This is a genomic window from Capnocytophaga sp. H4358 (assembly GCF_002302515.1).
Classification (GTDB): domain Bacteria; phylum Bacteroidota; class Bacteroidia; order Flavobacteriales; family Flavobacteriaceae; genus Capnocytophaga; species Capnocytophaga canis.
On the sequence record NZ_CP022380.1, the window covers coordinates 2,318,636 to 2,339,086 of the forward strand.

Annotated in this window: 22 protein-coding genes and 1 pseudogene; 4 read left to right on the forward strand and 19 right to left on the reverse strand. The window is 35.1% G+C overall.

What is annotated here, in order from left to right; translation table 11 throughout:
• Positions 1–3: 3 nt before the first annotated feature.
• From CGC49_RS09750 to CGC49_RS09770, 5 genes are read right to left on the reverse strand one after another with little or no spacing between them, the layout of a single operon-like run.
• Positions 4–420: a hypothetical protein gene (locus CGC49_RS09750; RefSeq protein ID WP_095912515.1), complete on the reverse strand. Its 417-nt coding sequence runs from the start codon at positions 418–420 to the stop codon at positions 4–6.
• A 7-nt stretch (positions 421–427) separates the two neighbouring features.
• Entirely contained in the window at positions 428–847 is a 420-nt protein-coding gene (locus CGC49_RS09755; RefSeq protein WP_095912516.1) for a hypothetical protein, read from the reverse strand.
• A gap of 7 nt (positions 848–854) precedes the next feature.
• Positions 855–1,271 (reverse strand): hypothetical protein, encoded by a 417-nt coding sequence (locus CGC49_RS09760; RefSeq protein ID WP_095912517.1) that lies wholly within the window; start codon positions 1,269–1,271, stop codon positions 855–857.
• Positions 1,272–1,278: 7 nt separating this feature from the next.
• Positions 1,279–1,698, reverse strand: a complete 420-nt coding sequence (locus CGC49_RS09765; protein ID WP_095894242.1) for a hypothetical protein — start codon at positions 1,696–1,698, stop codon at positions 1,279–1,281.
• Positions 1,695–2,084: a hypothetical protein gene (locus tag CGC49_RS09770; RefSeq protein ID WP_095912518.1), complete on the reverse strand. Its 390-nt coding sequence runs from the start codon at positions 2,082–2,084 to the stop codon at positions 1,695–1,697. The genes CGC49_RS09765 and CGC49_RS09770 overlap by 4 nt, the downstream gene beginning before the upstream one ends.
• Positions 2,085–2,245: 161 nt before the next feature.
• Between CGC49_RS09770 and CGC49_RS09775 the strand changes: the two genes are divergently transcribed.
• The 4 genes from CGC49_RS09775 (at position 2,246) to CGC49_RS09790 (ending at position 8,205) form a co-directional block, all read left to right on the forward strand.
• Complete coding sequence (locus CGC49_RS09775; RefSeq protein ID WP_042005567.1) at positions 2,246–2,446, forward strand: helix-turn-helix domain-containing protein; 201 nt, start codon at positions 2,246–2,248, stop codon at positions 2,444–2,446.
• A 316-nt stretch (positions 2,447–2,762) separates the two neighbouring features.
• Positions 2,763–5,351: an ATP-dependent chaperone ClpB gene (gene clpB / locus CGC49_RS09780; RefSeq protein WP_095912519.1), complete on the forward strand. Its 2,589-nt coding sequence runs from the start codon at positions 2,763–2,765 to the stop codon at positions 5,349–5,351.
• 192 nt (positions 5,352–5,543) lie between these two features.
• The gene (locus tag CGC49_RS09785; protein ID WP_095912520.1) at positions 5,544–6,722 is read left to right on the forward strand and encodes a hypothetical protein; all 1,179 of its coding nucleotides are present in this window, start codon (positions 5,544–5,546) and stop codon (positions 6,720–6,722) included.
• A gap of 118 nt (positions 6,723–6,840) precedes the next feature.
• Entirely contained in the window at positions 6,841–8,205 is a 1,365-nt protein-coding gene (locus CGC49_RS09790; protein ID WP_095912521.1) for a hypothetical protein, read from the forward strand.
• Between the two features lie 772 nt (positions 8,206–8,977).
• Here CGC49_RS09790 and CGC49_RS09795 read toward each other — a convergent pair.
• The 14 genes and pseudogenes from CGC49_RS09795 to CGC49_RS09860 form a co-directional block, all read right to left on the reverse strand.
• Positions 8,978–9,391, reverse strand: coding sequence for a VOC family protein (locus CGC49_RS09795; RefSeq protein WP_095894248.1), 414 nt, complete (start codon positions 9,389–9,391; stop codon positions 8,978–8,980).
• Positions 9,392–9,541: 150 nt separating this feature from the next.
• Complete coding sequence (locus CGC49_RS09800; protein WP_095912748.1) at positions 9,542–10,498, reverse strand: DUF4300 family protein; 957 nt, start codon at positions 10,496–10,498, stop codon at positions 9,542–9,544.
• A gap of 101 nt (positions 10,499–10,599) precedes the next feature.
• Entirely contained in the window at positions 10,600–11,508 is a 909-nt protein-coding gene (gene cysK, locus CGC49_RS09805; RefSeq protein ID WP_095912522.1) for a cysteine synthase A, read from the reverse strand.
• Between the two features lie 94 nt (positions 11,509–11,602).
• Positions 11,603–12,424, reverse strand: coding sequence for a serine O-acetyltransferase (locus CGC49_RS09810; RefSeq protein WP_095912523.1), 822 nt, complete (start codon positions 12,422–12,424; stop codon positions 11,603–11,605).
• 126 nt (positions 12,425–12,550) lie between these two features.
• Complete coding sequence (locus tag CGC49_RS09815; RefSeq protein ID WP_002687359.1) at positions 12,551–12,961, reverse strand: DoxX family protein; 411 nt, start codon at positions 12,959–12,961, stop codon at positions 12,551–12,553.
• A 15-nt stretch (positions 12,962–12,976) separates the two neighbouring features.
• Positions 12,977–13,641: pseudogene (locus tag CGC49_RS09820) on the reverse strand (pirin family protein).
• 382 nt (positions 13,642–14,023) lie between these two features.
• Positions 14,024–14,419 (reverse strand): OsmC family protein, encoded by a 396-nt coding sequence (locus CGC49_RS09825; protein WP_095912524.1) that lies wholly within the window; start codon positions 14,417–14,419, stop codon positions 14,024–14,026.
• Between the two features lie 194 nt (positions 14,420–14,613).
• Positions 14,614–15,027: a GxxExxY protein gene (locus tag CGC49_RS09830; RefSeq protein ID WP_013996603.1), complete on the reverse strand. Its 414-nt coding sequence runs from the start codon at positions 15,025–15,027 to the stop codon at positions 14,614–14,616.
• Between the two features lie 267 nt (positions 15,028–15,294).
• Entirely contained in the window at positions 15,295–15,612 is a 318-nt protein-coding gene (locus CGC49_RS09835; protein WP_002664345.1) for a GNAT family N-acetyltransferase, read from the reverse strand.
• The gene (locus tag CGC49_RS09840; protein ID WP_095912525.1) at positions 15,612–16,145 is read right to left on the reverse strand and encodes an NADPH-dependent FMN reductase; all 534 of its coding nucleotides are present in this window, start codon (positions 16,143–16,145) and stop codon (positions 15,612–15,614) included. The genes CGC49_RS09835 and CGC49_RS09840 overlap by 1 nt, the downstream gene beginning before the upstream one ends.
• A gap of 147 nt (positions 16,146–16,292) precedes the next feature.
• Positions 16,293–17,366, reverse strand: coding sequence for an HpaII family restriction endonuclease (locus CGC49_RS09845; RefSeq protein WP_095912526.1), 1,074 nt, complete (start codon positions 17,364–17,366; stop codon positions 16,293–16,295).
• A complete protein-coding gene (locus tag CGC49_RS09850; protein ID WP_095912527.1) occupies positions 17,353–18,633 on the reverse strand; it encodes a DNA cytosine methyltransferase in 1,281 nt (426 codons plus the stop codon). The genes CGC49_RS09845 and CGC49_RS09850 overlap by 14 nt, the downstream gene beginning before the upstream one ends.
• A 149-nt stretch (positions 18,634–18,782) precedes the next feature.
• Positions 18,783–19,682 (reverse strand): pirin family protein, encoded by a 900-nt coding sequence (locus CGC49_RS09855; protein WP_095912528.1) that lies wholly within the window; start codon positions 19,680–19,682, stop codon positions 18,783–18,785.
• Between the two features lie 173 nt (positions 19,683–19,855).
• Entirely contained in the window at positions 19,856–20,428 is a 573-nt protein-coding gene (locus tag CGC49_RS09860) for a Crp/Fnr family transcriptional regulator (RefSeq protein ID WP_041913514.1), read from the reverse strand.
• Positions 20,429–20,451: the final 23 nt, after the last annotated feature.

The following is a 20,451-nucleotide window of genomic DNA, read 5'->3' on the forward strand; positions in this document are numbered from 1 at the left end:
GTGTTATTTACGTTTGAAAAATTCTCCTTTATCGCCTTTTCGATACTCCTCTAATGTTTGAATGATTAAAATATTACTATCATCAGAGAACTTATATTTATATTCACTTACGGAAGCAGAAACTTTAAAACCAGCTCCTGGGTTCAGTAAATATATAGCATTTTCTTTTGTATAGTAATATTCCACTCTGTTATTTTTTTCTCCTGTATCTCGGTATATCAGATGAAATTCCCCTTCTTCGGTATATTCACTGTAAAATGTTGTAATTTCCTCTTCTAAGGTATTAGGGTTTACAGCCATCCATTTCCCAAAGAAACGACTATCCCGTTGTTGGGCTTTAAAATAATCAGCCGTCATATGTTCATCTTCCGAACAAGCGAATACACCCAATAATGCGAATAAAAAATAAAACTTTTTCATAAAAGTGTTATTTACGTTTCAAAAACTCTTTGTAATTACTTAGTTCTCCGTTTGTATATCGTTGTAAAACCAAAATGTTATCCGAATTAGAAAATTCATATCGAAATTCTTTTACCGAAGCCGAAACTTTAAAACCAGAGCCAGGGTTTAATACATAGAGTCTATCTCCTTTTGTGTAATAATATTCCACCCTTTTATTTTTTTCTCCTGTCTCTTGATATATGCGAAGAAGTTCCCCAATTTCTGTATATTCTCTATAAAACGTAGTAGAGACAACTTCCTCAAATGTTTCAGAATTAACGTATATCCATTTTCCAAAGAAACGGCGGTCTCGTTGTTGGGCTTTAAAATAATCAGCCGTCATATGTTCATCTTCCGAACAGGATAATACACCCAATAATGCGAGTATAAAATAAAACTTTTTCATAAAAGTGTTATTTACGTTTGAAAAAACCTCCTTTATCGCCTTTTCGATACTCCTCTAATGTTTGAATGATTAAAATATTACTATCATCAGAGAACTTATACTTATATTCACTTACCGAAGCGGAAACTTTAAAACCAGCTCCTGGGTGTAATACATACAATGTATTCTCCTTTGTGTAATAATATCTCTTTCTTTCATCTTTTTCTCCTGTTTCTCGGTCTATCAAATCAAACACCCCTTCTTCGGTATATTCACTATAAAAGGATGTTATTTTCTCCTCTAAGGTATTAGGATTTACAGCCTTCCATTTCCCAAAGAAACGGCTATCCCGTTGTTGGGCTTTAAAATAATCAGCCGTCATATGTTCATCTTCCGAACAAGCGAATACGCCTAACAATGCGAATAAAAAATAAAACTTTTTCATAAAAGTATTATTTACGTTTCAGAAATCGTTTATAATTACTTAGTTCTCCGTTTGTGTATTCTTGTAAAACCAAAATGTTATCCGAATCAGAAAATTCATATCGAAATTCATATACCGAAGCGGAAACTTTAAAACCAGAGCCAGGGTTTAATACATAGAGTCTATCTCCTTTTGTATAATAATATTCCACACTTTTATCTTTTTCTTCAGTGTCTCTATGTATGAGAAAAAGTTCCCCAATCTTTGTATATTCACTATAAAACGTAACAGTGACAATTTCCTCAAATGTTTTAGAATTTATTACTGCCCATTTCCCAAAGAAACGGCTGTCTCGCTGTTGGGCTTTAAAATGTTCAGGGGTCATATCTTTATCTTCCGAACAAGCGAATACACCCAATAATGCGAATAAAAAATAAAGTTTTTTCATCGTACCTCTCGTATTAAATAAGTGTTGCTATCCGTAAAAAGACCACTGGGTGTTACCAAAGGACTATACCAATTCGATACATTCACGCCGTATGCTTTCTTGGAACACCACCAAACCAAGGTTGTGCAAGTAAAACGTCTTGGAGCAGCCCATTTGGCAGTTGCAAACTCATACCACTTTACGTACTCTTTTCCTAAATGATGTCTTGCTTCATCGGCTAAAGCATCCGTGTTTGCCATTCGAGTTACTTCTCGGTATAATCCACTTCTAAAACCACGCCATCTCCAAACCCAGCAGGTTTTTATTGAACAAGAAGTTTTTAGCAAAATAGCTGATAATGTCAAAGCTATTGCCTTTAATTGAATTTTGGTAGTAAATCGAATCATGTTGTTTTTATTAAAATTATCCGTAAGCAAAGGTATACGGTTTATTCCAATAAAACTATTCTAATTTAGAATAATTCCATTAAAATTTAAAATAATTATAAAAATAACTTTTTATTTCATTATTTTTTTCGTATCTTCGTACAAACCTAAAAAATGACACTATGAATTACTTAACTAAAATCAAAAAAATCCGATTGGAGAAAAAAATATCCCAAGAAGATATTGCTTTTCAATTAGGTATTTCCCAATCAGCCTATGCTAAAATTGAGACAGGAAAACAAAAACTTTCAGCTGAACAACTTATTAAAATTTCTAAAATTCTTTCCATTGACTTAAAAGAGCTTAGTGATTCGTCTTCTTAACCCATATTTACGCATTGGGTTAGGGCAACGTATGAAATATTATCTTTAGAGTTACTATCCTTCAAACCACATAGGAACATAGATTTTACGCTGTGTCTCTATGTGGTTTTAGATTTAATTTACAGTGACTCTATTTCTGTTTTTTTACAAGTTTTTAGAGTTGAAAACTATTCAAATATATGCATTAATGGTTGATAATAAGTAAATTTTGTCATGCTTTGTGTTAGTTTAATATTTTAAAAACTGACAAAAAGTCATTTTTTATCCAATGGTATATAACTTGACAATAATTGAGTGAATCTAAAAAATGTAAACGATGAATTTTAACAACTATACCATTAAATCGCAGGAGGCTATTCAAAGAGCCCAGCAAATTGCTCAAGGTTATGGGCATCAAGATTTGCAAATTGAACACATTTTCAAAGGAATTGAAGAGGTTGATAACAATGTACTTCCATTTCTCTTGAAAAAACTGAATGTGAACGTAGGCACATTAACTCAAAACCTACAAAAAGCATTGGATTCTTACGCTAAAGTCAGTGGAGGTAGTATGTCGCTATCGCGTGAAAGTGCCGAAATGTTGAACAAAGCGAGTAATATCGCCAAGGAAATGAACGACGAGTACGTTTCTGTGGAGCATTTGTTATTAGCAATTTTAAAAACAAAAAATAAATTATCACAAGCTATTAAAGATCAAGGTATTACGGAAAAAGAATTAGAGAAGGCTATTCTCGAACTCCGCAAAGGAGAGCGTGTGACTTCAGCTTCTGCCGAAGAAACCTACAATTCGCTGAATAAATATGCTAAAAACCTAAATCAATTAGCCGATAGTGGAAAACTCGATCCTGTGATTGGTCGAGATGAGGAGATACGCCGTGTGCTACAAATCCTTTCGCGAAGAACCAAAAATAACCCTATGTTAGTCGGTGAGCCTGGAGTTGGGAAAACGGCTATTGCCGAAGGCTTGGCTCATCGTATTGTTCAAGGTGATGTGCCTGAAAATCTGAAAGATAAAATCATTTTTTCCTTAGATATGGGAGCTTTGATAGCAGGAGCTAAATACAAAGGAGAATTTGAAGAACGCCTAAAATCCGTAGTAAAAGAAGTAACGACTTCTGACGGAAATATTATCTTGTTCATTGATGAAATTCATACTTTAGTGGGTGCTGGTGGTGGCGAAGGAGCTATGGATGCTGCCAATATTCTAAAACCTGCCTTGGCACGAGGCGAACTCAGAGCTATCGGAGCTACGACTTTGGACGAATATCAAAAATATTTTGAAAAAGATAAAGCCTTAGAGCGTCGTTTTCAGAAAGTTATGGTGGAAGAACCCGATACAGAAAGTGCAATTTCTATCCTCCGAGGGATTAAAGAAAAGTATGAAACCCACCACAAAGTGCGTATCAAAGACGAGGCTATAATCGCAGCCGTAGAACTTTCGGAGCGATATATCACTAATCGTTTTCTGCCCGATAAAGCCATTGACTTGATGGACGAAGCAGCTTCAAAATTGCGTATGGAAATCAACTCCAAACCCGAAGAATTAGATGTTTTGGATAGAAAAATTATGCAATTAGAGATTGAAATTGAGGCAATTAAACGTGAAAATGATGTTGAAAAACTCCAATCACTCAATGCTGATTTAGCGAATTTTAAAGAAGACCGCAACCATATTTTTGCACAATGGCAAAGTGAAAAAACCTTAGTAGATGAGGTTCAAAAGGCAAAAACCAATATCGAAAATTACAAATTGGAAGCCGAAAAAGCCGAGCGTGAAGGTAATTACGGAAAAGTAGCCGAACTTCGATATGGCAAGATAAAAGAAGAACAGGACAAACTTGAAACTCTTCAAAAAGAGTTGGACAACCAAAAGGACAAAGCTCTTGTTAAAGAGGAAGTTACGCGTGAAAATATCTCTGAAGTCATCGCTAAATGGACGGGCATTCCTGTAACGAAAATGATGCAAGGCGAACGTGAAAAATTACTCCACTTGGAGGAAGAACTTCACAAACGTGTGGTCGGGCAGGAGGAAGCTATTGAGGTGGTTTCCGATGCTATCCGCCGAAGTCGTGCAGGTTTACAAGATGTTAAAAAACCGATTGGATCATTCCTTTTCTTAGGGACAACAGGAATCGGAAAAACCGAACTTGCAAAAGCTCTTGCTGAATATTTGTTCGATGATGAAAATGCTATGACCCGAATTGATATGAGCGAATACCAAGAGCGTCACTCTGTTAGCCGATTGATAGGAGCTCCTCCAGGATATGTGGGATATGACGAAGGAGGTCAACTCACTGAAGCTGTACGACGAAGACCTTATTCGGTAGTGCTGTTGGACGAAATTGAAAAGGCACATCCTGATACCTTCAACATTCTATTGCAAGTACTGGATGAGGGACGATTGACCGACAACAAAGGACGTACTGCCGATTTCAAAAATACCATCATCATCATGACTTCCAATATCGGTAGTCATCTGATTCAGGAAAGTTTCGAAAATCATAGCAAGGATATTGAAAAGGCTACTCAATTGGCTAAAAATGCTGTTTTACAGTTGCTTAAACAAAGCGTACGTCCCGAGTTTATTAATCGTATTGATGATATCGTAATGTTCACACCTCTTTCAAAGGCAAATATTAAAGAAATCGTGCAATTGCAATTCCGAAATATCATCAGGCTCGTTGCACGTGAAAATATCGTGCTAGATGCTACCCCTGAAGCAATTGATTACTTAGCTGAAAAGGGTTATGACCCTGAGTTTGGAGCAAGACCCGTAAAACGCGTATTACAAAAAGAACTGCTCAACAAACTTTCAAAAGAAATTTTACAGGGAAATATTACCACCAACAGCGTGATACTTGTAGATTCTTTCAATAGTCAATTGGTTTTTAGGAATATAAAATAAACCAGTGAGGTTATCCGAAAAGTCAGTATTTGTAAAATTTTGTCATTCCAACAAAAGGGAAAATCTTTAAAAGAAGCACAACTTATAAGGATTTATCCCTTCTCAGAATGATATTACTCTGACTTTTCGGATGCCTCTATTTTCATTTATTCGATAAAAGTTATACCTTTGCTACATCGAAAAAATAATTAAATGAAAATCAGTATTCGGCAAGATTTGTATTGGTCTTTTTCCTATTTTTTAATTATTATAGGATTCGGGACTTTCATGCGATTAACACATGCAGTGCCTGATTTATTTAGTTATAATTATCGATATGTTCTACATACACACTCGCATATCGCCATTTTGGGATGGATTTACACAACCCTTACAGCCCTACTTAGCTACTCATTTATTCCCCTTGAAAAAGCTAAGCAACATCGTCGTATTTTTTATCTGACACAAATCTCTCTATTGGGGATGCTTTTCAGTTTCCCTTTCCAAGGATACGGAGCTATTTCGATTTCATTTAGTGTCTTGTTCCTTCTATTTTCATATTACTACAGTTATTTTTTCCTTAAAAATTCAAATACACAAGAGCATAAGCAGTTGATTTCATACCGGTTTGTACGAATGGGTATTTTCTATTTAATTCTTTCAAGCGTAGGTATTTGGATGATTCCTGTAGCGATTGCAACCACCGGAAAAGATTCAAACCTGTATCAAGCATCCATTTTCTTTTTCTTAGATTTTCAATATAATGGCTGGGTTTTGACAACCCTGATGGGACTTTTTCTTAAAAAAAATCATGCTGATAGAATTACATCTCCTTGGATTAATAAATTTTTCTATGGCTTTCAAATAGGTGTTTTTGGAGCAATAGCTGTTTCATACATAAGTATTTTTGATAGTATTTTCTTACATCTTATTGCTACAATTACCTCCCTAATTTGGATGCTTTCGATAGGAGCTATCATCTATTTCTACATACAGAAATATCCCTTTAAAAATGTTTTAAGCAACGGGTTTCTCTTTTTGTTTATTACTAAGGTTTGTATGATGTTTTTCGCTTCTATTCCTTATTTCAAAGAGATTATTTTTTACAATAATGACTTTATAATGAGTTATTTGCACTTTAATTTCTTAGGAGTTGTCAATTTTGGGTTGTTATATCTTTTGAAAGAAAATAATCTTTTGAATTTGAGTAGAATATCAATACTTGTATACATTGCAGGATTTCTCACTACTGAGTTTTTAATTGCTTACAAAGGTATTTGTCTTTGGTTAGGTTGGGCTTTTTTTGAAAATTACTTTCTTTTACTGAGTTTGGCAAGTGGTATTTTCTTAATTTGTGTAAGCGAATGGTTATTCAGAATAAATCGAAATTAGCTTCTAAATTTTGTTATAACTAACTCCTTGTGAAAATATTAACTTTTTTTTAAGGACAACTTTTTTTTTCATGTAAATAAAAGGTCTTAATTTTGCCTAAATTAAACACACCAAGCACATGAAAAAAATATTTTTTTTACTACTGATGCTGAGTACTTTTAGTATAAGAGCTCAGCAGTCTTTTTCGGGGTTCAGAGTCAGCCCGTACGGAGGTATTTATTCAATTATCAATAACCCAGCTGAAGCTGTTGGTGGAATGCACAAAAAAGGAGTTAATCTTTTATCATTTGATGGAATTTTTTCCAATAATAAGGTGCCTTTATCACTCAGCGGTTTGTCTGATAGTTTTGAAAAATTTACAAAAACGGGAGAAGGTTCCGTGTTTTCTCACAATGACCTTGATGCGGATTTCAATCTAGACATACTTGGTCCTTCCGCTTTCTTTAATATAGGGAATAAAAATGCGATTGCTATTACCTCACGAGTTCGTGCCATTGCCGATGCAAGAGGAATAGATGCTAAAATCTTGGAATCTTATTTTTCTGACACAAATTTAATGGATTTAGCAGCTTATCCTTCTATTAAAATTGATAATCAGCATATTTTGGTAAATGCTTTCTCCGAAGTAGGAGTTTCATGGGGAAGTATTGTTTTTAGTAATGAAAAACATACAATCAAAGTTGGAGTTACCTTGAAAGCTATCCAAGGAATTATTAGTTCGCGTGCTGGTTTTGATGGTTTTTCTGGAGCTATTAAATTGGAGCAAAAAAAGGATGATGTTATTCTAAACATCTCTGGTACAGGTGATTTTAGTATCAATAACGGAGGTATTAATATTTGGGGAGAAGATTCAGACTCTAAGTTTAGACTGCAATCAAGTGCTTCAACTTTTGTTTTTGATGCTGGATTTGCATACGAATACCGAAAAGAACCTTGTCCAGATTGTGAAAAGACTCCTTACGACTTTAAGTTTGGATTAGCTTTCACCGATGCAGGAAGATTGAATTATACAACCACTGAAAATTCAAAAAAATACTCAATTAATTCGTCAGTAACATCCGTAGCATTGAACTTAGACAATTTGCAACGTGATCTGGATAGAAGCAATTTGGTTAGCCAAACCTCATTAAAGGGGAAAACCTTTACTTCATCTCTTCCTGTAGCTTTGCGAATTTATGCGGATGCTCGTATTTTGCGAAAATTTTTCGTTGATTTTTCAGGGCAATTTGCTTCATCTGACAAGAAAGATAAAATCTACAACGCTGCCTACGCTAATAGCTTTGTACTAACACCTCGATACGAATCAAGATGGATAGGATTTTATTTACCCATAGCTAATACACAACAAGTAGGAACAACAATAGGTACAGGACTTCGTGTAGGGCCATTAGTAGTTGGTTCAAGTAGCATTATAAGTAATTTATTTTCAAACAATACCAAGGGAATCAATGTTTTTGCAGGTATAACTTACCAGTGGCATTAATTTTTTTGAGTTCAGTACTTAATTGATATATTTTTTAATGGTTCAACACTGATTTTTCAGTATTTTGGCCACTTTTCATCGGCATTGAAGATTTGGCGTTAGGAAAATCAACGAATAAAACAAAGTAAGCGAAAACTTGGAGCTTAGTATGTGGAAAATTTTCCATTGTTCGAAGCGACCGCAGAAAGCAGGTTTGGAAAAATTTGTCGGAAGCCGACTGCTTATTTTTTAATGCCCGTGCGGATCGCACTTTTGGTTCTTCTTCATCTAAGGAAAAGAACAGTGTGTGAAAATAAATAATGAACTCAAAAAAATAATTTTTAAGAATGAAAAATATAGGCTGTCCGATTTTTTATGGACAGCCTTCTTTTATAGACAATGTGGTAAAAATGGAGCTTAAAAACCTTGTAAATTATTGTTTTTTATAGACTTATAAGAGTTATAGTGAAGCCTTTTTTATTATAACTTTTTATCTCCAAGAAGAAATTAACCTTGCATAGAGGGCTTCGTTTTGGGGCTAAAAGAACTTTATAAAGTGGTACTTATATTTTAAAAATCTAGAAGTATAAGTTTTTTTAGCCATAAGGGTTCATCCGATAGTTTTAATAAAAAGAAGCTGTCGGAAAAGTCTCCAACAGCTTCCTTACTATTTCCTATTATCTAAACCCTACCGCCTATTTGGACAGAATACATCTTCCTTCTTCTGCACAATTCACAGAATTGGTCATGTTTGAGGTCGTCTATGAAAATAGGTTTATGTGTGGTAAAAGTTTCACCCTTCAAAAATAATCATCCAAGAGATACCAAATTTATCTTGGAAACTTCCGAAATAGCCAAAAAACTGCTCTTCCATAGGCATTTCTATTTCGCCCCCTTCGGAAAGTACGTGGAAAAGGTGGTCGGCTTCGGCTTTGCTATCTACGGCTATGCTCACATAGTTGTGATTGCCCGTAGTAAGTTTCTGCCCAAGCGATTCGAAAATGTCCGAACCCATTAGTTTATCGTTTTCGCCTATCGGAAGTTCGATGTACATCAAGCGGTTTTTCTCATTTTCAGCCACTTCCATTGGAGTTTCATCAGAGCGAACCATCATTGTAAAATCGCCTCCGAAAGCCTTTTTGTAAAAATTGAACGCCTCTTCGCAATTCCCGTTAAAATTCAAATACGGATTGATTCTTGTTGCCATTTTTATCGTTTTTAAATTATTCTGAGCAAAGATAGTCAGAACAAATCAAAAAAATATTGCTATAAGACATTTTTTAAGGATTACAAACTGCGAATAATCATTTTAAGATTTGAAAAAATATTATAAAAGCAAAACAAATATCTTTGGACATTACGAACTCTGTTCTATTTTTTTATTCGGATTGGGTCTATAGCCTTCTATCAGTTGATTATTTTCAAAGATAAAGGGTGCGGCTGTAGGTTGGTTCCATTCCACATCGTAACGGTTCATGAGGTAATCATTAAGTTCCGTTCGATTGTTGAATTTCAGTGCTTGATAAGGCTCTTGGAAAGATAATTTTTCAATGAAAATAAGTTTTCCATTTTCAGTAGGTACCAAAACCCCGATATGTCCGATAAACAAATGATTGTCTTCGGTATCGAAAAATGAATGGAAAAATACAGAAATTAAAGACGCTTTGGTTTTATCTTGATTATGAAGAAAAGTAATGCCTCTATCTTTCCAATATTTCTGAACAATTTCCACATGTTTGGTTACTTCTTTACCTTCTACGGTTGGGATTTGAGCATAAAAAATTGTAAATTTCTCTCGTTGTTTTGCTGAAAATATTTCTTTATCACAATTATCAAGAGCATGTTCGTCTAAAAACAGATTTTTCTTGTTGTTGATTGTTTTTTTTGTATCAACGGTAAAAAAATCGGCAAACATATCAAACGAAGTGATACGACAATTGTAGCCAGGGAATACTGGATTTTTGGATTCCCATTGCATCTGTATACCTGCTTCGTTATATTCTGGTGCTAATTCATTGGAAATGACGAATCCTTTATCTACCATTCCTACATCAGTAACCGTTTGGTTAAAGGTATTTACATTTTCAAAAAAAGTATCTACTGCCAAAGGTGTAATTCCAGCTTTTAACATTGCCTCTTTTACTTCTTCTTGGCTGGCTTTATCTACCAAATTAGAATATTCTATACTGGAAATAAAAGGCTGTGGGACATTTTCTAATGCCGTCTGTGGGGTTTCGGTCTTGGGCGTGGTAGTTTTATTACAACTGCACAGTGCCGCTAAAGATAATGCAGTAATCAATATGTTTTTTTTCATCATGTTCTATTTTATTTGAAGCAAAGGTACGAAATAAAAAGCGTTCTTAACAAACACATATAAAATAAATGATTGGAAAAAATTCCAATCACTTCATAAATTTAAAAAAGTCCTTCCACCGACCAATATCTTTCGCCGGTATCATAATTTATGGTAAGAATGGTGGTGTTTTCAGGCAACTCATCTATTTTTTGTGCAATGGCTGCGAGAGATGCTCCTGTGGAAATTCCGGCTAAAATACCTTCTTCTTGGGCTAGTCTTTGGGTATAAACAAAGGCATTTTCTTTACTCACCTGAATGGTTCCATCTAAAATTTCAGTATTGAGAACTTTGGGTACAAAACCCGCACCAATGCCTTGTATAGGGTGTGCTCCTGGATTTCCGCCACTGAGAACTGGGGAAAGTTCTGGCTCTACAGCAAAAGATTTTAACTGAGAAAATTTCTGTTTTATAATCTCCGAAATTCCTGTAATATGTCCACCTGTCCCTACGCCTGTGATGAGGTAATCAATTCCCTCTGGAAAATCATTAAGAATTTCTTGAGCAGTTGTATTACGATGAATTTCAGGGTTTGAGATGTTTTCAAACTGCTGTGGTATCCAAGTGTTCTCGTTTTGCTGTGCCAACTCCTGAGCTTTTTCAATGGCACCTTTCATACCTAATTCTCTTGGAGTTAATACAATATTAGCACCATAGGCAGACATTAATTTTCGGCGTTCTATACTCATGCTTTCAGGCATTACCAATGTTAAATGATAACCTTTTACGGCTGAAACCATGGCTAATCCTACTCCTGTATTTCCCGAAGTGGGTTCTATGATTTGAGTATTTTTATTAATTTTTCCTTCCTTTTCAGCGGTTTCTATCATTGCTAAAGCAATTCTATCTTTGATGCTTCCCCCTGGATTGCTTCGTTCTAATTTTATCCAAACATTATGTTTAGGAAAAATTTTACTCAATCTGACTACCGGCGTTTTCCCAATAGTTTCTAATACATTATTGAATTTCATATTCTGTATGATTTTAAATATTAAGAATGTTTTTTGTTATATTTTTTCCTTTTTACAGGAAAATTTATCGGTGTATCCATATCATTTAATAGGTTTATATGGAAAAATTAATCGGTTCGGGTGAATTTTCTTGGCTTCTGATGATGGTTTTGTCTTTATAATATACTAAACTATAAGGGAATATACTTTCTGTAATCCAAACATTTCCTCCGATGGTAGCCCCCTTACCAATGATGGTTTTTCCGCCCAAAATAGTAGCTCCTGCATAGATGGTTACTTCATCTTCTATGGTAGGATGCCTTTTGGTATTGGCAATGCTTTTAGATACTGCCAATGCCCCTAATGTTACATTCTGATAAATTTTTACACGGTTTCCTATTTGAGTGGTTTCTCCTATTACAATTCCTGTGCCGTGATCAATAAAGAAATATTCCCCAATATTTGCCCCTGGATGAATATCTATTCCCGTTTTGCTATGGGCAAGCTCTGTCCAAATTCTTGGAATTAGCGGGACTTTTTGAAGGTGCAGCTGATGTGCAAATCTATAAATTGCAATGGCATAAAATCCTGGGTATGAAACTTTAATCTCCTCTATATGCGTGGCAGCAGGATCACTTTCTAAGAAAAACTGAGCGTCTTTTCCCAATGTTTCATAAATGCTAGGAATCTCATTAAAAAAAGTTTCGCATATCTGTGCGGTATTTTCTTGTTTTACATCGTTTATTATTTCTTTAAACTGATTTTTAAAACTGACAAATCGGCTTTCAATCTCCGTTTGAGAATCACATCTTTGAGGCTCTAAGAAAAATATAAACCGAAAAAAAGAATCTATAAATTGTTCTATTTTCTGTTTGTTTAAATCATATTTTCTATCACAATAACCTGTTTTTAAGTACTCTAAAAAATTGTTTTTCATAATATCAGATGTGAAATAAAAATGTTTTTTTTAACGAAAAGAATATTTATCCACGATTTTTTCAAACTAGGCTTCAACTTAAAAAACGCCCCAATTAAGGGGCGTTTTGTTATCATTTTATTTGTTTTAATCCCACTGATTATTCGTAGATACAGCGTATTTCCCACCGCCTGTAAAGGCTAATGCCAAAGCTCCGAAGAGGAACAACCCTACAAGTTCTGCCACCCAACCGCCGTGCTGTGTGAGGGCAAAAAGGTTGTCGTATCCTAAGAACAGAATCATCAAACCTGTGGCTGCCAATACCAATGCCGAGATACGCGTACGGAAACCAATTACGATGAGGAGCGGTGCAATAATTTCTCCTACAAAAACACCATAGCTGATAAACGTTGGTAATCCTTTGGCTTCCAAGAGCGACTGAATGTACCCCAACGCTCCTGAATTCAGTAATTTATGGATTCCGTGTGGAATCATTAATAATCCTACGGAAAGACGAAGAATTAAAAGTCCTAAATCTTTGTTTTGAAATATGTTCATTGTATTTTAATTTTTTTATGGCAATTGCATTGGTACTTCCATCAATAGAATTTGTGAATCTTCAAGAGCCTCTAAATCAAATTCTGAAGTATCGTAAATTCCGTAACCATCTCTTTGGTCTAATACTTGGTCGCCTATTTTTGCTTTTCCTTTGATAACGAATACATACACCCCATTACCTTCTTTATTTAGCTTGTATGTTTTTGAATTTCCTGCGGTAAAGTTCGCCATATTGAACCACGCATCTTGGTGAATCCATACACCAGCATCATCAGGGTTAGGGGATAGGATTTGTTGGAAATCGTTGATTTTCTTATCTTTTTCGATGTTGATTTGATCGTAACGAGGTTTAGCTCCTTTTTGACGAGGAAGAACCCAAATTTGCAAGAATTTCACGGTTTCACCTTGGTTGCCGTTCATTTCGCTGTGCATAATTCCTGTTCCGGCACTCATCACTTGGATTTCTCCTTTGCGGATAATCCCTTCGTTGCCCATACTATCGCCGTGTTTCAGGTCGCCCTCCAAAGGAATACTGATGATTTCCATATCTCGGTGTGGGTGTGTTCCGAAGCCCATCCCACCTTTTACGGTATCGTCATTCAATACACGAAGAACACCGAAGTTCATTCTCCGTGGTTTGCGTGTCCTCTGCTGTCTGCTTTATGATAAACTGCTTTCATTTGATTGTTATTTTTATTGTTTGAATTTGTTTTTTGTCCGAAACTGCAACTGCTCAAAAGTGCTGCACTTAAAAATAATAAAATTTTTCGCATCGATTTAATTTTTTAATACTTTGTTATTGATGATGCAAAGATACTACGGACATCCACGGTCAAACATTGATGTAAATCAAGAAAGGATACTCTTTGAAACAACTTATCCTCTCAATATTCTAATGTATTGAAATATAAATAATTACCTATCTATTTTTAAAGAACAGAATTTATGTATAACAAGGCAAATGTAGAGGTTTTATTGATTATATGCAAGGGGGTGTTTTAAAAACAAAAAAGTCGGTTTTTGACCGACTTTGAAATTTATAAACTTTACGAAATCCCAAACTTATACGATTTCGGTTTGTATTTCTATCTGATTGGTAAGTAGCTTGTGTATTGGGCAAGATTCTGCTACTTTGTGCAGTCTCTCGATTTGCTTATCGTCCAGATTGCCGTTGAAATGTATTTTTCGGGTAAATACCGCTTGGCGTTCGGTGGCGTTGTTTTCTACATCTACATCTATTTCAATGCTTTCCACTTCCCATTCCTTGCGGTCTATGTACATTTTCAAAGTGGCAGCGGTGCAACTTGCCAATGAACTTGCTAACACTTCCAGCGGGTTAAAACCCTTGTTTTGTCCGCCCAAACTTACGGGCTCGTCGGTAATTATCTTATTTTCACCTGCTACAATTTCCGTATAGAAATTTGTTTTTCCTAATGTTGCTTTTACACTTGCTTTCATTTTTCTAAGATTTTGAACCACATAGAAACATAGATTATTTTATGTACTTATGCGATTGGTTTATATTTTAAGTTAAACCACATAAGCATAGAGATTACTTTATACTTATGAGGTTGTTTTTTAAAGGTTTTAACCACATAGAAAACATAGGATTTTAATTTTTTTCTATGTACCTATTACATTTCTACTATTTGCTATCTTGGTAATCGACTAAAATATTCATTAACGAATGTTTTTTGTCCTTCTTTAAAAATATTTGAACAATTGAAATTTATTAAAATTCCTTTCGGACATTTCAGCAATTTCATATAAGTGAGCAATTGAGCTTCGTGTATAGGCAGTAGCTCCTGTACGGCTTTCAACTCTACTACAATTGATTGATTCACTAATAAATCACACCGAAAATCTATATCCAAATACTTTTCTTTATAAATAATAGGGATACGCATTTCGGTTAGAAAATCAATACCCCTAATTTTCAGTTCTTCACGCATACATTGATGATACACACTTTCGAGTAGTCCGCTTCCCATTATTTTATGAACTTCTATTGCACTTCCGATAATTTCGTAAGTCAAACTATCCAAATATGTTTTGGTAATCATCATATTGGTTTATATTTTAGGTTAAACCACATAGGCATAGAGATTACTTTATATTTATGAGGTTGTTTTATTTCTTTAGGTTTTGAACCATATAGAAAATATAGATTTTAATTTTTTCTATGACCTATGCGATTGAAATATTTTTGAACCTTATAGATACATAATCTTTTATGCTCTTACGAAGTTGCTTATTTTTTGCAAAAATTGAACCACATAGAAAACATAGGATTTTAATTTTTTTTTCTATGTACCTATGTGGTTTATTTATTTCTACAACTTATCGTAAGCGGGGAATTTCGGACTTACGATGCGTTTCCATTCGGGATGTTTTTGGATGAATGCAAACACATACGGGCAGTAAGGCATCAGTTGTTTTCCGCTTTCTTCGATGTAGTGTAGCGTTTTTTCTACCAATGCTGCGGCTGTTCCTGTTCCTGCCAATTCCGCTGCCGCTTCGGTGTGTGTCAGGGCAATGAAACTATCTCTTTCCTCGAAATCGATAAAGGCAAGATGACCGTTGTTTTCGAGTTCAAAACGATTTTTTTCATCGTTTTTCACCAATGGTAAATGTTCTAATTCGGGTTTCACTATTGTGCGATTTGTTGTTTAAAGTTTTCTATTGTGTTGATATGCTCTTGTTTCAATTCAGGATTGGTAATTCCTTCATTGGCATCGAAATTCTGTCCGAACTTCGGCAAAGAGAATACCCCTTTGATATTTCCGCCGTAGTGAGGAAGCGTTTTTTGAGCCACATCTAAAACATTTTTACCGCCGTATCCGCCCGGTGAAGTTGCCATAATTAGCATCGGTTTATCTTGGAAAACGCTCTTATTGATACGCGAAGCCCAATCGAAAATATTTTTGAAAGCCGTGGCAAAATTTGAATTATGCTCTGCAAACGAACAAACGATGGCATCGGCTTCTTCTATACACTGCAAAAATTTATGTGCCTGTTCCGGAGTCCCTTTTTTCTCCTCATCGGAAGAGTAAATCGGCATATAATAGTCGTTCAAATCCAACAAGTTGATGTCGCTTTCCCCGAAATGCGTTAGGGTGTGTTCTACTAATTTTTTGTTGATGGAAGTAGAAGATGTACTTCCTGCAAAAGCTACTATTTTCATTGTTTTAATATTAAATTTTTCAGGGTGTAAAGGTATTTCTTTTCGTTAGATTTTTCATTGATATGGGTCAAGAAAGTTTTGAAACTAGAATTCTGCTTATCAATACCGATAAATAGTTTCTTTAGTATTTTCAATATCCCAGTAGATTTATACAAATCGTATTTGTAAATTGAGTTTAAGGAATAAATGCTCGTTTTTCTTGTTAATCGTACCGAATTCGTGTCTTTTGCTACTTGCTGTTTCTAGTTTTGTATTTTCGAACAGGTAATTTTCAAAATCGTTGCGGTTGTAGATATGATAACACAAGATTTCACCGTCTTCCTTCACTACCAAATAACCTCCTGTGGCATCGAGTTGTCCCGTCCAAACCTTTGATGGCATCATTCCTAAGGCGATGTCCGTAAGGAATTTTTTCATTTTATACGAATAATACGGATGATGGTTTTCTAAATTGAATTTTAAGGGATTCGATTTTTCTATTTCAGATACCAAGTCAGAAATTTTTGACCGATTGGAAGTAAAAAAGAGGTACAATATTTCAGAGATGATCTTTGGTAAAGCACTATCAATTAAAACTAAATTGTTTTCAAAAATTGGATTTTCAAGGGTATCAAAAACGAGCCCTCCATTAAGATCTTTCAGGGTCTCTATTCGGTCTTTTATTTTACTTCTGGTATCAATGGCATTGATTTCTTCAATTTGCTTGTCTGATAATGATACTCCTTGTATTTTGTATATGAAATTGGTAGTTTTTCCTGCGTTTAAAAGTGTTGATGCTCCACCAAGTTGTGATTTTATACTAAAACCAAGTTCTGGATTTGTTCCTGTGCGTTGATCGTGAATTACAATTCTAATATCGCTTTTTGTTGTTGACTTTGCTTTCAATGAATGACTACCAAAGGAATTTACAAACATCTCTATTTCTGGAATGGAAAATGTAGTATTTGTTTTTTCTTTAAGTTTTGTAAGAAGAAAATGTGCACGATTTTTAAATTCCTCTATAGTGATTCTAAACTCTTCTTTATCATTTTTGATAATTACTATATCTTTGTTATAGCTAAATTCAAATGTTCCATTTGATTCATCACGCAAAACCTTTACAATCGGAAAAATGAGATTTTCAACTTGGTTTAGGTTACTATCTCCTGCAAGGAGTTTTTGATCTGCAATTAATTTTAGTAGTGTATAAACCTCACTCCATTCTCCTTTATTTCCTTTCATTTTTATTCATTTTTATTAGTTTCAAGATTTCATTTGCTGTTGCTTGTATTGCTGGAACGGCAACAGAATTGCCAAATTGCTTATATGCTGAAGCATCAGCTACAGGAATAATAAATTCATCTGGAAACCCCTGTAATCTTGCCCATTCTCTCGGTGTCATTTTGCGTATCCCTTGACGATTTACCTCTCCTTTTATCCGCGTAGTGGGGGTAAAATCTGTTATTCTGTGATCATATACTAAATTTCTTTCTCTTCCCATTCCTCCGCAAACAACAGCATTAGCTATTTCATCATCTTTAATGATTTGAAAACCAAACCCATTTCCTTTGCTCTTGTGTCTTGCTTTATGACTTTCTAAAGTAGATAGGTACTGAGTAGATAGATAATATTTTGTTGCGGGAACCTTTTTTTCTTTCACATCTCCAAAGGTCGTTTTCTTATTTGAAGGTTTAGGATAACTAAAAGAATTAACTCCTGTACTTGAATGAAAACCAACTATATATACTCTTTCTCTATGCTGAGGTATTCCGAAATCTTTAGCATTTATAATTTGTGGCTCTGGAACAAAATAATCTAAATCATTTCGTAAAACATTCAAAATTATTTCTAATGTTTTCCCTTTATCGTGATTTATAAGTCCCTTTACATTTTCCAAAAAAATGGCTTTGGGTTGTTTTCTTTTAATGATTTCTGCAACATCAAAAAATAAGGTGCCTCTGGTGTCCTCAAATCCTCTTTGATGCCCAGCAATAGAAAAGGCTTGACAGGGAAATCCTGCACACAAAATATCAAAATCATCGGGAATATATCTTTTGGTTTCTTCTTTTGTAATATCGCCGAAAGGGGTTTCTCCAAAGTTCGCTTTATAAGTTTTTTTAGCATCTTTGTCCCATTCACTGGTAAAAACGCATTTGCCACCCAAATTCTGTAACGCCAAACGAAAACCGCCAATTCCCGCAAATAAATCAATAAATTTGAACTTCGGATTTTCTATGGGTAAAAAAGGAACTTGAAAGGTATCGAAAATACCGTACTGCAGGGCTTCCTCTGCAATGGTATGGGTGATTTCTTCCTTTGGATACTTGTGCTGTAAAATTTCTTTGGTAAACATAATTGCTTCCTGCTTATAAAATTTGGAAGCTCCATTTTCTGAGTTATGCAAATAGTGAGTCAAAACCGCTTCTTGAGGGTTGTTAGGCTCTACCAATCGCACTCTAAATGCTTTGTCTCCAAAGGTTTCTAACGATATTTTTTCTTTCAAGTTCATTTTACAGGGAATATTTTTGTGAAAATAGGTATTAAAACATTAAGCTTTAAACGATATTTTATTACATTAAATAGATTCTTTGTTGCTTTATTAAGATTCTGTAAATAAAATTTGCCTATTTTAAGTGCCTATCTGGCTTTTAGTTAAAATTACTTACTTTTCAACGGATAAATAGGTAGTGGTACGAAATCGTCTTCATCGTCAATGACTTTTGGGAAGGCTTCGTGGTTTTGTTCTTTCCAGTTTTGTTTAGCTTTTTCTATTTTCTCTTTGTCGGAGCTCACGAAATTCCAAAACATAAATCGTTCTTCAGGAAAAGGCTCTCCACCGAAAATATACACCACCGAATTTTCACTCATCTCAAACTCGCATAACTTACTATTTTTAGCCACCAACAATTGTTTAGAACCATAGTCGTTCCCTTCGATGTTCACCGTGCCTTCCAGTACATACATTGCCGCTTCTCCGTAGAGGTCTTCTCCGATGTGGAGTTTGGTTTTCTCCTTGGCTTTCAGTTCAATGAAAAACAACGGGCTATGCACAGGCACGGGCGATTTTTTCCCAAAAGCCTCTCCAGCAACCAGTTTTACCTGTACGCCATTTTCCTCCCAATGCGGAAGCTCCTCCGCTTCGATGTGATGAAAACTAGGGTCGCAATCTTCCAAATGTTTCGGTAGAGCCACCCAAATTTGGAGTCCGTGTAGTTTTTTCTCTGTATTTCTTAGGTAATCAGGTGTTCTTTCGGAATGCACCACGCCTTTTCCTGCCGTCATCCAATTGACCGCTCCAGGCTGAATTTCCATTTGCGAACCGATGCTATCTCTATGAAAAATAGACCCCTCGAACAAATAAGTGAGCGTAGAAAGCCCAATATGCGGATGCGGTGCCACATCCAAATTTTGATAATCTTTCAGGTCGGCAGGTCCCATATGGTCGATGAACACGAAAGGTCCTACGGCTCGTTTTTCGCGAAAAGGAAGTAATCTTCCTACCAAAAAGTTGCCGATATCTGCTGCTTTTTCTTCTAATATAATTCCGATGTTTGACATATTTTTTTGATTTTAATCGTTCGATGATGCAAAAGTAGCGTATTTTTCATTCCCTGCCATTGACATAGGGTAATAACGAAATTATATTTTTAAACCACATATGGGCATAATTTTTTCTATGTTTCTATGTGGTTTTACAAAAATAAAAACTTTGCTTTTACGGATTTTTTTCTTTATTTCTTAGCTTGTTTAGCTCTTATACGGCTTAGCGTTTCAGGAGTTACGCCCAAAAAGGAAGCGATGGAATACTGCGGAACGCATTGTACCAATTTGGCGTATTTTTCTAAAAATCGTTCGTAGCGTTCCTGTGCCGAGAGTGCCAATACAGAATAAATACGCTCCTGATAGTTCTGCAGGTGTCGTTCTAAAAGTATGCGATAGGCTCGTTCCAATTGCGGAATATCTTTGAGGAGCTGTTGTTTTTTGTTATAAGAAATGGTGTACACCTCGCTATCTTCCAAAGCCTCTACAAACATTTTACTCGGGGTACGACGATTGAAACTTTCAAAATCACCAATCCACCAATGCTCTATGGCAAAGGATAAGATAATTTCATTGCCTTGAAAGTCGATATAATAATTTTTAAGACAGCCCTGTTTTACAAAAAACTCAGACTCACAAACCTCTCCCGAACGCAATGGAAAATCTCCTTTGGAAAAGGATTTCAGTTCAAAACTATTATCTATCAAGTTTTTTTCCTCGGTAGAGAGTTCCACCAACTTTGAAAAATATTCACTAACCATCATTGCCTTATTAATTTAGTAGGCAA

Excerpts from the sequence above, each read along its gene's own strand:
- CGC49_RS09765 (WP_095894242.1), bottom strand. The coding sequence starts at position 1,698 with ATGAAAAAACTTTATTTTTTATTCGCATTATTGGGTGTATTCGCTTGT.
- CGC49_RS09790 (WP_095912521.1), top strand. The coding sequence starts at position 6,841 with ATGAAAAAAATATTTTTTTTACTACTGATGCTGAGTACTTTTAGTATA.
- CGC49_RS09770 (WP_095912518.1), bottom strand. The coding sequence starts at position 2,084 with ATGATTCGATTTACTACCAAAATTCAATTAAAGGCAATAGCTTTGACA.
- clpB (WP_095912519.1), top strand. The coding sequence starts at position 2,763 with ATGAATTTTAACAACTATACCATTAAATCGCAGGAGGCTATTCAAAGA.
- CGC49_RS09860 (WP_041913514.1), bottom strand. The coding sequence starts at position 20,428 with ATGATGGTTAGTGAATATTTTTCAAAGTTGGTGGAACTCTCTACCGAG.
- CGC49_RS09760 (WP_095912517.1), bottom strand. The coding sequence starts at position 1,271 with ATGAAAAAGTTTTATTTTTTATTCGCATTGTTAGGCGTATTCGCTTGT.
- CGC49_RS09845 (WP_095912526.1), bottom strand. The coding sequence starts at position 17,366 with ATGAAAGGAAATAAAGGAGAATGGAGTGAGGTTTATACACTACTAAAA.
- CGC49_RS09850 (WP_095912527.1), bottom strand. The coding sequence starts at position 18,633 with ATGAACTTGAAAGAAAAAATATCGTTAGAAACCTTTGGAGACAAAGCA.
- CGC49_RS09750 (WP_095912515.1), bottom strand. The coding sequence starts at position 420 with ATGAAAAAGTTTTATTTTTTATTCGCATTATTGGGTGTATTCGCTTGT.
- CGC49_RS09840 (WP_095912525.1), bottom strand. The coding sequence starts at position 16,145 with ATGAAAATAGTAGCTTTTGCAGGAAGTACATCTTCTACTTCCATCAAC.
- CGC49_RS09755 (WP_095912516.1), bottom strand. The coding sequence starts at position 847 with ATGAAAAAGTTTTATTTTATACTCGCATTATTGGGTGTATTATCCTGT.
- CGC49_RS09815 (WP_002687359.1), bottom strand. The coding sequence starts at position 12,961 with ATGAACATATTTCAAAACAAAGATTTAGGACTTTTAATTCTTCGTCTT.
- CGC49_RS09825 (WP_095912524.1), bottom strand. The coding sequence starts at position 14,419 with ATGAAAGCAAGTGTAAAAGCAACATTAGGAAAAACAAATTTCTATACG.
- CGC49_RS09800 (WP_095912748.1), bottom strand. The coding sequence starts at position 10,498 with ATGAAAAAAAACATATTGATTACTGCATTATCTTTAGCGGCACTGTGC.
- CGC49_RS09855 (WP_095912528.1), bottom strand. The coding sequence starts at position 19,682 with ATGTCAAACATCGGAATTATATTAGAAGAAAAAGCAGCAGATATCGGC.
- CGC49_RS09830 (WP_013996603.1), bottom strand. The coding sequence starts at position 15,027 with ATGATGATTACCAAAACATATTTGGATAGTTTGACTTACGAAATTATC.
- CGC49_RS09795 (WP_095894248.1), bottom strand. The coding sequence starts at position 9,391 with ATGGCAACAAGAATCAATCCGTATTTGAATTTTAACGGGAATTGCGAA.
- CGC49_RS09810 (WP_095912523.1), bottom strand. The coding sequence starts at position 12,424 with ATGAAAAACAATTTTTTAGAGTACTTAAAAACAGGTTATTGTGATAGA.
- cysK (WP_095912522.1), bottom strand. The coding sequence starts at position 11,508 with ATGAAATTCAATAATGTATTAGAAACTATTGGGAAAACGCCGGTAGTC.
- CGC49_RS09775 (WP_042005567.1), top strand. The coding sequence starts at position 2,246 with ATGAATTACTTAACTAAAATCAAAAAAATCCGATTGGAGAAAAAAATA.
- CGC49_RS09785 (WP_095912520.1), top strand. The coding sequence starts at position 5,544 with ATGAAAATCAGTATTCGGCAAGATTTGTATTGGTCTTTTTCCTATTTT.